The 16,166-nt window shown below is 66.3% G+C and carries 9 protein-coding genes and 3 pseudogenes; 6 read left to right on the top strand and 6 right to left on the bottom strand.

All coding sequences use genetic code 11. The features are described from left to right. Nucleotide 1 precedes the first annotated feature (1 nt). Nucleotides 2-613 (top strand): annotated as a pseudogene (locus tag ACOJUI_RS07830) (IS5 family transposase); the annotation flags it as partial. A gap of 424 nt (nt 614-1,037) precedes the next feature. Here ACOJUI_RS07830 and ACOJUI_RS07835 read toward each other — a convergent pair. Continuing rightward, the gene (locus ACOJUI_RS07835; protein WP_422117495.1) at nt 1,038-1,487 is read right to left on the bottom strand and encodes a hypothetical protein; all 450 of its coding nucleotides are present in this window, start codon (nt 1,485-1,487) and stop codon (nt 1,038-1,040) included. 165 nt (nt 1,488-1,652) lie between these two features. On the opposite strand from ACOJUI_RS07835, the gene ACOJUI_RS07840 reads away from it, so the two are divergent. From ACOJUI_RS07840 to ACOJUI_RS07855, 4 genes and pseudogenes are all read left to right on the top strand, one after another. Beyond that, complete coding sequence (locus ACOJUI_RS07840) at nt 1,653-2,090, top strand: hypothetical protein (protein WP_422117496.1); 438 nt, start codon at nt 1,653-1,655, stop codon at nt 2,088-2,090. Nucleotides 2,091-2,143: 53 nt separating this feature from the next. Continuing rightward, nucleotides 2,144-3,857, top strand: a pseudogene (locus ACOJUI_RS07845) (type IV secretory system conjugative DNA transfer family protein). 146 nt (nt 3,858-4,003) lie between these two features. Then, nucleotides 4,004-4,476, top strand: a pseudogene (locus tag ACOJUI_RS07850) (hypothetical protein). A 252-nt stretch (nt 4,477-4,728) separates the two neighbouring features. Then, nucleotides 4,729-6,054 carry a tyrosine-type recombinase/integrase gene (locus ACOJUI_RS07855; protein ID WP_422117497.1) on the top strand — a complete coding sequence of 442 codons (1,326 nt, stop codon included), beginning with the start codon at nt 4,729-4,731 and terminating at the stop codon, nt 6,052-6,054. Between the two features lie 318 nt (nt 6,055-6,372). Here the strand turns inward: ACOJUI_RS07855 and ACOJUI_RS07860 are convergent, their stop codons facing one another. The 4 genes from ACOJUI_RS07860 to ACOJUI_RS07875 form a co-directional block, all read right to left on the bottom strand. Further along, a complete protein-coding gene (locus tag ACOJUI_RS07860) occupies nt 6,373-7,074 on the bottom strand; it encodes a hypothetical protein (protein ID WP_028850591.1) in 702 nt (233 codons plus the stop codon). Between the two features lie 71 nt (nt 7,075-7,145). Beyond that, on the bottom strand, nt 7,146-9,698 hold the full coding sequence (locus ACOJUI_RS07865) for an ATP-binding protein (protein WP_422117498.1): 2,553 nt from the start codon (nt 9,696-9,698) through the stop codon (nt 7,146-7,148). Beyond that, nucleotides 9,695-10,870, bottom strand: a complete 1,176-nt coding sequence (locus tag ACOJUI_RS07870) for a hypothetical protein (RefSeq protein ID WP_422117499.1) — start codon at nt 10,868-10,870, stop codon at nt 9,695-9,697. The genes ACOJUI_RS07865 and ACOJUI_RS07870 overlap by 4 nt, the downstream gene beginning before the upstream one ends. A gap of 87 nt (nt 10,871-10,957) precedes the next feature. Further along, nucleotides 10,958-11,305 (bottom strand): sulfate permease, encoded by a 348-nt coding sequence (locus ACOJUI_RS07875; protein WP_422117500.1) that lies wholly within the window; start codon nt 11,303-11,305, stop codon nt 10,958-10,960. Between the two features lie 210 nt (nt 11,306-11,515). Here ACOJUI_RS07875 and dprA point away from each other — a divergent pair, with 210 nt between their 5' ends. Beyond that, complete coding sequence (dprA, locus tag ACOJUI_RS07880; RefSeq protein WP_422117501.1) at nt 11,516-12,520, top strand: DNA-processing protein DprA; 1,005 nt, start codon at nt 11,516-11,518, stop codon at nt 12,518-12,520. 25 nt (nt 12,521-12,545) lie between these two features. On the opposite strand, the gene mobF is transcribed toward dprA, so the two are convergent. Beyond that, nucleotides 12,546-16,100 (bottom strand): MobF family relaxase, encoded by a 3,555-nt coding sequence (gene mobF / locus ACOJUI_RS07885; RefSeq protein WP_422117637.1) that lies wholly within the window; start codon nt 16,098-16,100, stop codon nt 12,546-12,548. Between the last annotated feature and the right edge of the window lie 66 nt (nt 16,101-16,166).

The raw sequence follows: 16,166 nt of genomic DNA on the forward strand, positions 1-16,166 counted from the left end.
CATGTCGCGGCTGAGAGTGCTTTCGGATGGCGACTGGGACCTGGTCGAGCCGTTCATGCCGACCTCGAATGGTTAGCGAGGTAGACGTCTTCGTGATCACCGCACGGTGTTGGAGGGGATCATCTACCGGTACCGGACCGGGATCGCGTGGCGGGACCTGCCCCGTGAGTTCGGGCCCGGGCAGACGGTATGGAAACGCCCCCGCCACTTCGCCAGGAACGGCACCTGGGACCGTGTCCTGAGCGCGCTGCTGACTCGAGCTGACGCGGCAGAGGTCATCGACTGGCAGGTCGCGGCGGACTCCACCATCGCCCGCGCTCACCAGCACGCCACCAATACCGCCCGCCTCACAGGGGGACCTGTCGAATCACAAGAATCTGCTCGTCGAGCCTGACGATCACGCGATTGGCCCTCTCGCGGGGGCTTGTCGACCAAGGTCCATCAGCTCTGCGACGGCAACGGTTTGCCGATGGTGGTGCTGCTCGGTCCGGGGCAGGGCAGCGACTCACGGATGTTCACGAACCTGCTTGACGCCGTTCGGGTCCCACGCGTCGGGCCCGGGCGGCCCAGGACCACCCCGACCGCGGTCATGGCCGACAAGGCCTACTCGTCACTCGACCCCGCCGAGCTGGCCGCGTTCGACACCACCGCCCGCATGACTGCCACCCAGGATCATGCGCGGGCCTCCGTGAACTGAAGCATCGCAATGGGCACCGGCGCAGTTGGTGTTCTAGGAAGGGGGACTATCGGGAGGGCAATCCGCACATTGGCGATCTCATCCACTCCGAGCTGCAACCACTCGGTGCCGTCGACTTGAGGGAAAGAGCCAACGAGCTGTCGCTCTGCAAGCAGAAGGCTGATAGGAGCGAAGTGAATCACCGCTGATGCCGCCGGTGCAGTCGCGGTCGCCCACTCACCGCTATCGCTGTCTTGTGCCATGCGGACAACCAGCGTCTCGTGGCTGCCCTCTACCTGGGCCTGGCTTCTGTCCGGCGCGATGGATGCCAGGAGCCTCATACCTTCGGGCGGTTGGGCTGTTACGCCTTCGCGCACGATACGAACCAATCAGCGTGCGAGTCGATGAGGTGTCGGTTCAGGGCCGTCATGCCCGCAATCGCTGCGAGGATGAATCTGCCGGGACGCACGTCGGTAAAATCGCCGGTGATGTCGGTCCGCTGGCCCTTCCATTGCGAGTGGAGCAGGTGGCCGGCCAAACAGTGTGCCCACCTGATGTACTTATCAGCCCAGGGCGACGCGCTTGCACGGCAAGCTCCACAGTGCGCGTACCGGCTCGCGTCCCCGAGCAGCGGTCGTCCGTAGGCGAGGTGGTCATCCGTCGTTGTGCCGCCCCGAGCGAAGCTTCCCCGGTTGAAGGCTGCCTTCGGCGGCACGTGAGCTTGGGTCATCTTGGCTCGGCCCTCGCAGAGGGTGCATTCGCCGGTTCTGGCCTGCTGGCCACTCGGCCGAAACCCCTCCTGGTCGGTCATCTCGCTCCTCCTCTGTTGAAAGGCTAACGGTGGAAGCCGGGTCCGCCGTGGGGCGCCCAACCGGGTGCGGTTCTGGCTCACCTCGTGTTCATGAGGAAGCCTGAGCCTGAGCCCGTCCCGGTCTCGATCCCGCTCGTCGTGCTCGATGTGCATGAGGACGGCACCGTGACCGTCACCGTCGACGGGAAAAGGTTGGACCCCGACCCTTTCGCACCGCCGTGGCGGCGTTCCTCGTTCAGGCAGATCGTCGACCGGGCCACGACCGACCGGACGACACCGGCCAGGGTCGAGGTCCGCAAAGCAGATGGCACGACCTTCACCGACATCATCGCCGCCCGTCGTCGGCGTTCCCGCCCCGAGCCCGAACCGGAACCGGAGGAGCCGGCCGGGCCGGTGTTCCACACCGTCGAGGGCGATGGGTTCGTTTTCAGCGAGGACGTGGCGGTCGCCGTTGTCATCGAGCACACCGGCGCCGCCCACACCGGCACCGCGCGCGCCCTCATCGACCGGGCCGGAGTCAGTATCGACCAGGCCGGCGGGGTCGTCGAGGTCATCCTGTTCGGCCGCGTCTCCGACTCCACGATCATCCGGCGAGTGCCGTGAGCGAGCAGGGCCGGCACACCGGCTCGTTCGGGGACGAGCTAACCAACGCCGTGATGATCGGGCTGGTCGTCCTGTTCGGCGTCGCGCTGATCCTGGGCGCCGCCGGTTCGGTGGCCGCGTCCCTGAGAGGCACACCGCAGCCGGCCGGCGATCCCGCTTCCGGGGTCGGAGTGCTGTTCCGCCCCGGCGACCCCACCACGGCGCTCGACGCGGACGGCCTGAACCCAGTCGACTACTGGATCGTCGCCGGGCTGCTGCTCGCCAGCCTCGTGACCGGCGGGCTATGGGCGTGGGTGCGGTTGCGCCGCCACACCTACCGGATCGAAGCCGATCCGCGCCGCATGGCCGGGATCGCCACCCGGCACGAGGTCACCGCCGGTGCGGCTGAGAAGGCGCTGCTGCGCCGCGCGGGAAACCTGCGCCCCGGTCTGAGCGACCCACGGCCGCAGGACGTGGGATAACGGCTCGGCACCTCCAAGGGCACCGGCGTGTGGGCCTCGGTCGAGGACTCGATCAAGGTCATCGGCCCGCCCCGCTCCGGGAAGGGCCTGCATCTGGTGAGCCCGGCCATCCTCGATGCCCCCGGCGCCGTCGTCGTCACCTCGACCAGACCGGACAACCTCACCGCGACCATGCACGCCCGTCGCCGGGTCGGCCCCGTCACGATCTTCGACCCGCAACACTTGTCCGAGGGCCTGCCCGCCGGTCTGCGCTGATCACCGATCCGGGGCCGCGAGTCACCGCAGACGGCGATGATCCGCGCCACCGGTCTCGCCGCCGGCACCGGCCTGTCCGCAGGCGGCGTCGACGGCGGAGGCTTCTTGGAAGGCAAGACACGCGCCGCGCTCCAAGCCCTGCTGCAGGTGGCAGCGATCGACCACCGGCCACCCGCCGAGCTGTCCCGATGGACTCTCGATCCAACCGCTGCCGCCGACGCGGTGGCGATCCTGACCGGCTCCACCCAGGTCGCGACCGGATGGGCCGAGTCCCTGCAGACGATGATCGATTCCGACCTCCGCACCCGCGACTCCATCTGGCAGGGCGTCTCCTCGGCTCCCTCGCGGACCCGCGCGTGCTCGACGCAGTATCGCCCGGCCCCGGTCAAGGCTTCGACCCCGAAGCATTCATCCGCGACCGCGGCACGCTGTTCCTGCTGGCAACCGGGTCCGGTGTGGGAGCCAGCGCCGCGCTGGTCGCCGCGCTCGTGGAAGACCTCATCGAGACCGCCCGCCGCCAGGCCGCACGTTCGGCGGGCGCCCGTCTCGATCCGCCCATGCTCTTGGCCTTGGACGAGATAGCCAACCTCAACCCTCTGCCGTCCCTGCCGACGCTCATGGCCGAAGGCGGCGGCACCGGCATCACGACGATGCCGGTCCTGCAATCCCTCGCCCAAGCACGCTACAAATGGAACGAGAACTAAGCGAACGCGATCTGGGACGCCTCGATCGTCAAAGTCGTCCTTGGCGGTGCCTCCGGCTCTCGCGATCTGCACGACCTCAGCTCCCTGATCGGGGAACGTGACGAATACACCGACTCCGTGACCCTCGGCGACCACGGAACCCGTTCAGATCAAGCTCGATCAGGCGGGTGCCGATCTTCCCGCCTGATCGCATCCGCCGGCTCCCGTTCGGAACCGGGGTCGTGCTGTTGCGCTCCGCACCGCCGATCGTCACCGACCTGCATCCGTGGCCGAAGCGTCCCGATGCCGCACAACTCACCGCCGACCGCGTCGAGATCGAGGCGCTGCTGCGCCGCCCCGACGCCTGAGCAATCGCCAGACGCCTCCTGGTCCACCTCTCTTCCACAACAGCCTGCGGCACAGCCGCGGGCACGGGAAGAGACAGGAGCACAGCATGTCCGACGCTCCCGGTGACGCCACCGTGAGCGACCGCCTCGACCCGGACCTGGACAACATGGATGAGAGCTACGACGACCCGCTGATCGCCGAGGTCGAGTGGCTGGAACTGAACCGCTGGGTGGACGGGCTCAGGCACACCTACGGCCTCCCCGCCGCCGTGATCACGCCAGCCTGGTACAAGCACCCCGAGCTGCTGTGGGGACTGTCCGCGTTGCACCTGCATTGGCTCTGCGCCTACGACCCCGAACAGAACGGGTCCGCGCCGCTGGGTTGGCACAGCGACTTCGCCGACGCCTGCCAGCGGCTCCGCGAGTGGGTGGCCGCGTCCGGCACGAAGCTCGACCACGACCGCCCCACGAGACAGACCGTCTGGCCCGGCGAGGAACCCGCCGACCCATCGAGGACGTGCCGATCATCGACCGCGACGCCGAGTTCGTGGAGTTCGTCATGGCCGATGTCGCCGCGCGCAGTGACGCCGAGGAAGCGTTTCACCGCGACCTCGAAGCGGACACCGGAGAAGGGTCATGAGCGATAGCCGAACGCTCGTCGTGTCGCCTCTGATGCACAGCCGCGAGGTCGCGGCGTACTTGAAGGTCTCGCAGTCCACGTTGTCGCGGTGACGTTCGGCTGGGACCGGACCGCCGTTCCTGCGGCTCGGTGGGATCGCCCGGTACCGGCTCGATTCGGTGGACCGCTGGCTGGCCGAGTTGGAACACGATCATGCCCCGGAGAGCTGAGCCGCAACCGACCGCTGAGCCCAAGCCAGTGCCGCCCATCGGAGTGAAGCTGTCCACCGACATGGAACGCCGTTCCTACGGTATCCGCGCTCGCGCCCGGTGGACCGACCCGACCACCAAGCGGCGTGTCACCAGGTCGGAGATCGTGCGGGACGAAGCGGCGGCACACGAGTTCTTCGACCAGCTTCGCGACTCCTCGACCAAGGGCATAGACGTGTCCATGACGCTGTTGGAGTTCGTCACCTCCATCGGGGACAAGTGGGCTCGGGGCCTGGACCCGACCTCTACCGGTGAGACCTACGGATACGGGCTGAAGCTGCGGGTGCTGCCGGCGCTCGGGCACCTGCGGGTCACGCAGATCACCGCGGGGATCATCGACCGCACCATCGATGAGTGGGAGCAGCGCCACGGCGCGTCCACCATCAAGAACACCATCGCCCCGCTCGTGAGGGTGCTCGATGAGGCCGTGCGGGACGGGCTGATCCAGATCAACCCCGCGAAGAACCGTGCCAAGCGGAGCTTGAGCCGCAACGCCTTCCGCGGGCAGTCCGCCGAGCAGTCCTCCCCGCGAGCGCACGCGATCCCGGAAATGAAGACCCTCGACAGGCTCGCCAGGGCGTGCGGGAAGGCGCATCAGTCCTACAGCGACTTCGTGATGCTCGCCGCGCTACTGGCCGCGCGGTCCTCGAAGGTGTCCGGATTGCAGGTCGGGGACGTGGACTTCGCCAAGAACCTCGTCGTGATCCGTCGCCAGGTCTTCCCCGGCGAGGGCGGTCTGGTGACGAAGCCGACCAAGAGCCGTAAAGAGCGCCGGGTGCCGATCCTCGAACCGCTCCGGCCCGTTCTGGAACGCCTCACCGAGGGCAAGCAGCCCGACGACCGACTCCTCGTCGGCCCGACGGGCGGCTACCTCACTACCGCGACAGTCCGCGACGCCACCAACTGGGACAGCATCGTGGCCAAGCTCGGACTGCCGGACCTCCCCCGGCACGGCCTGCGTCACACCGGAGCCACCTGGATGGCCGACGCAGGCGTCCCCCTGCACGTGCTCCAAGACATCTTCGGCCACGCCTCAATGGAGACCACCAGCGGCTACCTCGATACCGACGCCCGGCACCTCGCCTCCGCCGCGGAGCAGGCCGACGCGTTCCTCTCCGCCGCCGGACAGCGCAAGCAGGCCCGGCGCAGCGGCCCTCCGGGGAAGGCGCCTGTGATGTGCGCCCACGTCCGCGCGAGCAGCCTCGCAGTCTTTCTGGTCCCCTTATCCACAGGGAAGCGGGCCGAGACGGTCCGACTGTCCACAGGCGACCGCCCGACACCACCCCAGGGCGACCAGACGGGGACCACGGAAAACGCCCCCGGGACATGACGAAGCCCAGGCGAGAAACCTACTCTCACCTGGGCTTTTATGTCGGGCTGACAGGATTTGAACCTGCGACCCCCTGACCCCCAGGCGTCCAGACGGCTCCGCCGATCCCGAAATCCGCGTCGTTCCGGACCCCAGGTCATGCAGCGCGTGTCACGACATGCATGGTTTGCATGATTCTGGTCCCCTTTTGGTCCCCCTCGTCACCGCGGCTTGAAGGGCTGATTGACACGTTGTTTCTCGGTCGAAGCGTCTCTTGTGCCAGCCAGATGCTTGACCGGGTCAAGGGCGTCCGAGTGGGCACACGTCTTGCGTGCATCATCAGTCCTCGACGGGATGAGTACGATCCTTTGGCAGTCGCCAACCTGCCGGAACTCGATCGTCAGCGATGCTCGGGTTGGGCACTGGCAGTTGCCGCTCCTCTATGCGGACCGTGTAGCGGTGCCAGCCGGATGCTGCCTGAAACCTTGCCAGCCGGAGTTGCGTTACACCGAGAGGATCGGACACGTCACGGCTCGCGCGACCACGGAACCAGACGTCGGAGATGCCATGCGGAAGGACAAGATCGTCCACGTCCTCCCCCGTCCCGCCTTCGTAGGAGTCGGAAAGACGATAGAAGTAGGAGCCATCCCTATGTTGCCGAGCGAACAAGAACAAATGTCGCTCATCCGCCGATTGAGCTAGAAGCTTCTCGAAGTTCTGGCATGCCCACTGCGTCGCCAGCATCTCGGCGCAAACTCGCGCTAACTGATTCAGACGCGTGGGGATCGATCCACTCTCGGTCTGTGGCCGACCCTCCCTCTTCGCTCGCGCCCACTCAGCCAACAAGCGCTCGGCTGGCGGCGACGTGACCTCGACGATGCCCTTGCGTCCTCTGCTATCGGGGTAGGTCCAAGAACCGTCTGGCATCTTGTCACCAGCGCCCGCGTCCGCCAACGAGATATCGATCCCAAGCACTTGTTCCATCGCCAGGAACGCAATCTCCTCTTCGCGACGAGCCTTCGCCCCGACCGCATTGCTCATAGGTTCAGCGTCCTCTGGCTTCGGAGTTGCCCGGTGTCATGTGGACCACCAGCAGGTGCCTGGTCGGCCTCCTACGTCTGCTCTTCATCTGCTTGGGGCAAATCGTCAACATATGCGTGGATCGTGGCAAGCACGTTCTCGGGCTTGATGTTGAGTTCCACTCGGTCTTCACGAGCCATGAAGTATCCAGGAGCCATACGGCTCAATGCCAAGCACTCTTCACGCAACTCGGCGTCAGTAATCGTTAGCTTCTTAGTGAGGCGGAGCGCGGTTCTGAGTGCCGCGTACTCGACCGTGTGGTCTCGATCATCCTGCTGGAGCTCCCACACTGTCTCCAAGATTTGTTGATGCGGGCTGGACTCCGGCTGAGACAGAGCAATGGCATCGACCCACTTTTCTGCGTCTGCTGGACTTTGACAAGTGGCGAGCAGTTCGCGCATCTTTGCCAGATTCACTCGCTTGATCGGCGCCAGCCTCACCAGCCTCGCCAAGTCCTTCGCGCGCATGAGGGTGATGCCTTTGGTCGGGTTCGCCACCCGATCGGCCTGGATCTCGCGCATGACCGCACCGAGGTCATCTGCACCGGTCTCGAAGTCCGGTCCGACAACGATCGCAAAATCACACTCCGCTTCATCGCGGTGGCGCGCAATAGTAGATACCTCAACGCCGCTCTTCTTTACTTTTCCGCCGGGCTTCTCCTTGCTCTTGGCCTCTAGGGAGACTCGATACTGAGTCTTTCCATGCTCACCCGCAGGTAGGAACGCTTCCGCAAGCCCGTCCTGCTCGTCCTTTGCTGCTTTCGGGACGGCCTCGAAACCGAGTTGCTGGAATACCTCGACCAGCGCAAGCTCAAGGCCTTTGGCGCTAGTTAGCGATGCCATCAAGCCCTGCGCGACGGTAATTGAGTTGCGCGCACCCGACGAACGTGCAAGGTGGCGAAGTAGCTCGTCGCGAGAGTCCAGAACGGTCGAAACGGCGGAGTCATCAAGGTTTGCGTCGTGAAGCCCTGCTTCAAGAAGAATCTCCGCCATCGCGAAAAGTTCCAGAGGGAGGTTCTTCTTGCGATCGTTGAACTCGTCGGCAAAGTGTGCCACAAAGGGATGCTCAAGGTTGATCGAGAGCTGCCCGCTTGCGCTGTCCAGCATCGCCATTGGAAGCAGCGTGCCGAGGTCTTCATACACGACATCGCCGATGAGACCGCCGCCATCAGTGATACGACTTTCGAGAAAAGCGATCAGCTCTGCGGCGGTCGGGAACTTCTTCTTGTCGATCGGTACGAGATGGCGGGAGTGGATCTTCTCCTCATACGAGTCCACGACCATTCGCAGGATTGGTCGTTCCGTGAGGCTCGCAGGGCTGTCAGCGAAGCGCTGCGAGGCCCGCCTTTCGCGAGCGGTCTCGGTTTCGTGTGCGTCCAGTTTCGTTCGTGCAAGGTTGAAGAGACCACGAAGGAGTTCTCGGGCGCGCTCGACCACGGGGCTCGCGAGCAGAGTCTCGCGGCTGGATCGGAGCTCAGCGTCGAGACGATCGATGTTGATAACCAGGCGGAACCGCGAGAAGGTGCCGTGGCGAAGGCTGTTTCGGTCGATTCCGAACCCTGAGTCGTCGGGGTTGATGAGTCGGCCATGGACGTAGACGAAGAAGCCGTTGCTTCTCCCAACTGCTTCAGATTTTCCCGCATCGATGGGGTCTTCGTAGAGCTCAAGGTACCCACTGACAGGGCCCAGACTCTTGTCGACTAGGAGAAAGTGCTGGTACTCGGCTTCAGGAATCTTCTCGGCGGTGTCCGCGTCTAGCTCCTCTGGAGCAGGACTCGGGATGGTGAGAATATCTTTGCCGAGAACCCACGTCCCGACCAGCTTCGCGGATGCTTTCGAGGCGACGACTTCGTTGCCGTTCAGATACAGGGAGAAGTCATCGCGTAATGGCATGGCGGTAGATAGAACCCATCGAAGCCTGCCTGCGGAGAGTTCGATCGCCATCGGCTTGAGTTCGGTGATGATCGCCACGGTCCAGGTGTCCTCGGCCTCGTCCCCAAAGAGAGTCAGGTTCTCGCGGCCGGTGTCGTCAGACAGCCAGGGACGAACGGCTCCGTGCGCTTCCTCCTCGGTGAGTTCGCGAAGCGGAAGCTGGACTGGTGGCGTCGCGGTGCCCTCAGACTCGTCAGTGCGTTCGCTCGCCGGTGGAGGCGTTGGAATCGCCTTGAAATCCATGGTTGTCGAGAAGAATTTCCCGTCCGCCTTCGTGATGTGTGTCAGGCGCGTGCCCAGGACGTAAGCTGCGAGCTTGCCGATGCCGAACTTCCCGATGGTACGGCGACCACGGGCGGTTGTGCGGTTGCTGGCCTTGACGGAGTCGCCGACGATCCAGTGGACCTTGAGCCCGGTTGCATCCATCCCAGTTCCGTTGTCAAGGATGGCGATAGACGCGTCGCTCGCAGCTCGGTCAGGTGACATGACGGTATGTACGCACGTCGCATCGGCGTCAAAAGCGTTTGAGACCAGCTCTTCAATCGCCTTGTTGGGGCTGCTATACAGACCTTCGGAGAATAGGCCGATGATCTGGAAACTGATTTCGACATTGATGTGGTCTGTGACAGTGCCCGACTCGAAGAATGTGGTCATGGCTTCTTCACGGTCAGTACGACCTCGGTCCGCATCCGCTTCGCCATCGACGATTCGAGGTTCGCAGTCCGAACCGGGAGGTACCGCCTATTTTCCGGCAGCTCGCGCTCGGTTCGAGCCGCGACAAGGAAGCCAGAATGCTCATACGCCTTTCGGACAAGCACATCGTTCTGGATATAGTTTCCACGCAGCGTGGAGTTGCCGATTACCGTGACAACCTCAGAGCCGGTCTTGCAGACACGGTTGAGCTCGCGCGAGAAAAGTGCGAGATCGTGCGCGTAGCGCGTGATCGTAGCCATGGGAAGTTGGTCCGGCGCGTCCACCGAATCCTTTATGTACTGCACCATATCCGTGACCTGCTTTAGAGCGTCGCCGTCGAGCGCGCGTTCTGCCCCGATGCTGTTCGAGCGAATCTTCCGCAGTTCAGGGATCGTGTGTCCGAACCAAATCAGCGACATTTTATGGCCGCGTAGATAGTCGATCGCATTTAGGTATGGCGGTGAAGTGATACTCAAGTCAACCGATGAATCAGGCAGATCGAGTGCGCGCGCATCTCCCCTACGAACCTCAACCTGTCCAACGATGGATCGCTCATCGAGCAGCTTCTTGAGGCTTGCAACAGACCCTTCGAACCCGCGATAGACGTCGTAACTAGATTCGGTAGCCACACGGTGTGGTCTGCTGTGCGATGTGTCGGCCGCCAGCGAGGCCTTGGGCGCCTTCGTGACGATGATCCGACTCAACGCCACTTGAAGAGCCTGACGAACGGCATCATCGCTGATCCCGTCCAGCTCCCGTGCGAGGCGGTTGAGTTGAACGCGCTGAGGTGCCGCAAACCAGTACTCGGCGAACTTCTGCGTCTCTGGGTCGTCCCATCGGGGTGAGTCCACGCTGGATGCTCGCGCAAGTGCGCAGATGCGCTCGGCTTCGGCGACGACTTCCTCGGTGTCAACGGCCTGGGTGGCAACGGAGCTCATGAGGACTGCGAGAGGGTCGACATCGAACCCGCGTGCGGCGTGGCCTCTGTCGGCCGCTGCGGCGAGGACCGTTCCTGACCCGCACATCGGGTCGAGTACCACTAGCTCCGACTCGTCTGCACTGGAGTCCAGGTGGTCGATGGCGATGTCCGGCGCCATCCTGGCGGGGAACGGGTGGATCGTCCTTGCACCCATCAGCACTCCTTCGACTCGTACGTTCCGGCACGAGCAGGCGTGCTCCTAGAGGCCGTTCACTCTCCCATCATCCCAGGGGCGCGGGAGTCAGGTCAAAGAAGCCTGCCGGCGTGTCCGAGCGTATCGGCAGCCTCCGACACGCTCCTGGTGCCTGCGCCGCACGAGGTGGACCAGGCTGACGGGGCCGATCCAGAGGAACTTGAAGGCGTTCCAGACCAACAGCAGGACCAGCAGGTAGAGCCAGCCGGGGCCGCCGTCGTTGATGATCGTGGTGCAGATCGCCGCGGCGTAGAAGTAGACCCCGGCGAGCAGCATCGCGGGGACGCCCCACTTCAGGCCGCGCCGTGTGCGGATCGCGTTCAGCAGCAGATTCGTGGGTGCGTAGCGGAGTACGCCATAGCCTCGTGCGCCGAGCGCCACGGACGTGCGGAGCATTGCGGGCCTCTTTCCTCGTCATAGCGCGACGGGTATCCGTCGTGGAGGCGGCTATGAACCGAGTGCCCGCGAGGGGCCGTCCCGAAGGACCCGCGTAGTTTGCTGAACCTGCCTCGCTACCGAGTTTACGACTGTCCTATGACAGAGGGAACCCCGGCGGCTGGTGGGCGTGTACCTCGTCGGTGACCTTGGAGCGAGAGGACATCGATCATGGCGACGTTGGCGGAGCAGGTGCAGGGTGAGCGGATGGCGCGGGTCGCGTTGTCGATGATCGCCGAGCCGAACGACTCGACCACCGGGTACGTCCTGGCCCGTCACGGCGGGGTCGAGACGCTGCGGCTGGTCGAGTCCGACGCCGAGGTGCCCGGCCTGGCACGCGCTGCCGTGCTGATGTGGCGCGAACGGCTGGCGGCGCGGGTCATGCCCGGCCTGCCGGACCAGGTAGCGCAGGCGGAGCGGCACGGGTTCGGCACGCTCATCCCGGCCGACAAGGAATGGCCCGCCGGGCTGAATGACCTGGGCGAGCGAGCGCCGTACCTGCTGTGGACACGCGGCGCGGTCTCGTTCTTGACGACGCCGCTGAGTGATCGGGCCACGATCACGGGCGCCCGCGCCACGACCTCCTACGGCGAGCAGGTCACCGGCGAGCTGGCGATGGGCCTGGCCGATGAGGAACGGGTCGTCGTCTCCGGCGGCGCCTACGGGATCGAGGGGGCCGCGCACAAGAGCGTGCTCGCCGCAAGCGGTCAGACGATCGCTGTTCTGGCCGGCGGGTTGGATCGCCCCTACCCGGCCGGGCACAGCGAGCTGCTGAGTCGCATTGGGGATGTCGGCCTGTTGGTCAGCGAGGTACCGCCGGGCGCCGCCCCGACCAGGCATAGGTTCCTGGCTCGCAACCGCCTGCTGGCGGCGCTCTCGGGTGCGACCGTGATCCCCGAGGCCAGTCCCCGGTCCGGGTCGATAACCACCGCCATCGCCGCACGCGAACTCGGCCGGGGCGTCGGCGCGGTGCCCGGCCCGGTGACCAGCGTCGCGAGCGCGGGTCCGAACGAACTCATCAAACAAGGCTTCGCCTCACTCGTCACTCAGCCAAGCGACGTGATCGACCTACTCGACACCGACAGGACCCCGGACTGGACTGTGACGCGGCCCGAGGTCGGACGCGAGTTCGGGCACCGGCACCCGTCGCCGGGCACGCCGGGGCGCTCTATCTGACTGCCAGTCTCGCATCGGCTGTCGTTCACAAACTCGGAGCGGGGCGAGCCGCGGCGCTCTGCCGCGCGGGCTCGGTCGTCGTGGGCTGGATGGTGGTGGCTTTGGCGCGGTTGAGGGCGGCGCGGGCACGGATGGCGTCGATCTTCTGGCTGGTGCTCTCCGGCGCTGGGCCGAGCGGGGTCCGGTCGTCGGTGATGCCGTAGCGGTCGCGGTAGGCGGCGACGCTGCGGGCAGCGCGCCACCACGCCGCCCTCTGCTTCTCGCCCCTCGGCTCCCTGCCGAGGTCGGCCGTCCACGGTTCCTCATCGGTCAGGGAGCAACGGAGCACGGCGTCGGCACGGGCTTCGATCAGCTCGTGGCGCTCGTCCAGGGCTTGCCGCATGTCCTCGGTCATCTGCCCGCCGGCGTGCGGGATCAGTCCGACGATCAGCCTCGGGGGCTTGCGAGTGCGGCCTGAGCCGGCGGGCCGTGCGGTGGCGCGGGCGACGCGGGCGTGGAGGACGGAGGCGATGTCGTCGGCATCGTCCAGACTCCGCGCAGCGACCAGCCGTGGGAGCAGCGCGTCGAGGGCGTGGTGGTTGGCTTCGGCGTGACGCAGCTCCGCCGACAGGGCGCCGTAGGCGTCGGAGCCGAGCACGTCTTCGACCTGCTCGACGGTGAGCCCGGATGCGGCGAGCAAGGTGGCCCAACGGTCGTGCTGGGCGGCTTGCGCAATGGTGTCGTACTCGGCCGCGAGCTGGGCGATCGAGCCCCAGCGGTCTTGCTCGGAGGTGATCGTCTCGTGCGCGGACAGCTCGGCGCCGATGTGCTGCAACACGCCGTAGAGGATCGAGCGGGCGGTGACGTTGGGGTTGTCGCCGGGATGCGGCACCGCGTGTTCTGCGTCTTCCCGGTCGACGGCGACATAGGCATGATTGCTGTGGGCGCCGCGGGTCATGGAGACGTAGAAGTTCTCCCGCGTGGTGGTGGCGGTGACGACCGCGTGCGCGGAGTCGGTGGTGACGCCCTGGGCGCGGTGCGCGGTGATCGCGTAGCCGAGCTCCAGGTGCTCGGCCACGTAGTCGGCAGGCAGGACGATCCCGCCGCCGAACCGGCGCCCGGCCGGGCGGATGCTGACCGACCCGTCCTCGCGAACCCCGGTGACGGTCCAGCGGGAGCCGTTGCGGACCCACGTTCGGCCGTTGCGGAGCCGCCGGTCGTTCTTGCGGGTGATGACCAGATCGCCCTCGGAGACCGCGGTGCCGTCGTGCAGGGCGAGTTCGCGGGTGGGCTTCACAGTGCCGTCGATGATCCGATCCGCCCGTGCCCTTGTGTTCAGCTCGGTGACGGTCGCCTGGGTCTCGGTGACCAGGATCGACGCGTGCCCGGCGGCAAGATCACGTCGCCATGCGGTGTAGGCGGCGTCGATCATCGCTTCGTCGTCGCCGCCGGTGATCCGGCCGTGCTCGATCAGGGTGTCGATCGCCTCGGTACGGCCGTGGCGGAGCTGGAGCGAGGTGGTCTTCTCCCACTCGTTGGTGAAGCGGTGCAGGTCGGTCAGCTCGGGGGCGTCGTCGCGGGCGTGCACGAGCATCGCGAAGCTCCCGCCTGCGCCGGGTGATTGGAGCTGGCCCCAGTCGCCGACCAGGAGGACTTTCGCGCCGGCCTTCTCGGCTTCACGGGTGAGCCGATCCAGCGACATCGTTCCGGCCAGGCTCGCCTCGTCGATGATGACGAGCTGGCCGGCCGTGAACGTAGTCCCGTACATGATGTGGTTATGCCACCACTTCGCCGTGTTCTCGGTAGCGATGCCGAGGTCATCGGCAAGGACCTGCGCGGCGACCGCCGAGGGGGCGAGCCCGATCACCGAGCCGGCGCCGTGCTCCTTCTCCCACGCCCGCCGGAGCCCGTTCATCGCTGTCGTCTTCCCGGCTCCAGCCGGACCGACCAGCACGTCCGCGACACGACCGGAGACCGCGATCGCGGCAAGGGCCGTGGCCTGATCCTCGCCGAGCACCCGGCCGCGTGCGTCGGGCTTGCGGGCGATCCTCTCGACCGTCTCCAACGGCACCACCGGCCCGGAGGTGTCAGCGGCGCGTGCCAGGAGTCGGTCTTCGGCGGCCAGCAGGGCTTCGGATGAGAACAGGGTCGAGGCGTGCGGCCGGAACCGGGAGGTGCCGTCCATGCGGCGGAACTGCAACGGGCTCGACGCCAGCTCCGGCGGCGTCAGCCGCAGCGAAGCGTGCTCTGCGGCATCGACCACGAGCCCGGTGATCGCCTCCCGGTCCTGGATGCTGGCGAACCGCCACCCCATCAACTGCCGGGATGCTTCGGCGTGCAGGTTCCAGCGGGTCCAGGTCGAACGCTTCTCACCGACCGTCTCCATCACGGTCTGCCCGACTTCGTGCACCACATCCAAAGGCACGTCGTCGGCGCGCAGGACCCGCCGTGGCGCCTGTGCGTTCGCCGTCGTGAGGGTGCGCGCCCAGCCGTTCGCGTCCCGGCGCAGCACCCGGCCGGCACGTTGGCGCCATTCACGGGTGAGATCGGCCAGCGAGCGGACCTCCTTCTCCGGCCTCGTGGCGAGTGTCGCCTGTGCCCGCAGTTTCAGCACCGTTCGGGATGAGGGCTGCCGGCCGTGCTTGGCGACGTACTCCGCGATGAGGCGGTCTTTCTCGGCTTCGATGTGCCGGGACCGGGTGGAGAACTCGGCCACCAGCTCGTCGGGCACGCCCTCGATTTCCCATGCCGGGTTCCGATCCCTGCCTCGCTCGCGCGCCTCCCACTCCACACCGAGGACGCGGGTGAGCTGGTCGGCCAGGGCCGCGTTGTAGAGCTCGGAGACCGCGACGACCACCGCGTGCATCGGGCGGCCCGCGAGGGTCCGCCAACGCCCGTCCTGCACGGTCAGGACCTTGTTGCTGATGACGACGTGGGTGTGCAACTGCGGGTCGCCGGCGCGGCTGTCGTAGTGATCGAACGCCGCGGCCACGACTCCGGCGACATCGACGTGCGCAACCGCGCCGTCCGGGCCGGTTGCACCGACGCGGGTTGCGGCAACCTCGCGTTCGAGGAACGCAACCAGCTCTGCAACCGCCGCATGATGAGCATCCGCGATCAGGGCTTGGGTGCCGGCGTCGGCAACCGCCCAGATCGTGGAGACCGACTTCGGCACGCTGAACGTGAAGTCGTAACCGGCTACCGCGCGGCGGGTGCCGCGCTCGGCTTCCTCCGCCTCGATCGCAGCCACTTCCTGCGCTCGAGTCGCCGGCCCCAACTCGGGGTCGAGGGCGTCGACGCGCTGCTTGATCCGCTCAGCGACCGACGCGAACTGCTGGTAGGAGCGGCCCAGCGGCTCGCCCGTGATCGGGTCATGGCCCATCCCGATCAACAGCGCGAGCTGAGCTTCCGAGACCTGCGCTCCCTCGACCAGCTCGCCGTGCCCGAGCTGGCCCAGCCCCGAGCCCATCCAGAAGCCCGGCGGCGTCCCCGCCTCCGCGTAGTAGCGGGTCAGCGGCGTGCTCAGACTCCGGTCGCCGTCGCCCGCAGCGATGGACTTCAACAGGTACTTGTACCCACCGCCCGCGCTCATCACGCGCATCGAAACCGTCACCTCAGCTGCTCCTTCCGCCGCCGTTCGGAGGGCAGGTAAGCCCGCGAGTCCGGT

Origin of the sequence: Brachybacterium sp. UNK5269, from assembly GCF_049266655.1 — a bacterium.
GTDB lineage: Bacteria > Actinomycetota > Actinomycetes > Actinomycetales > Dermabacteraceae > Brachybacterium.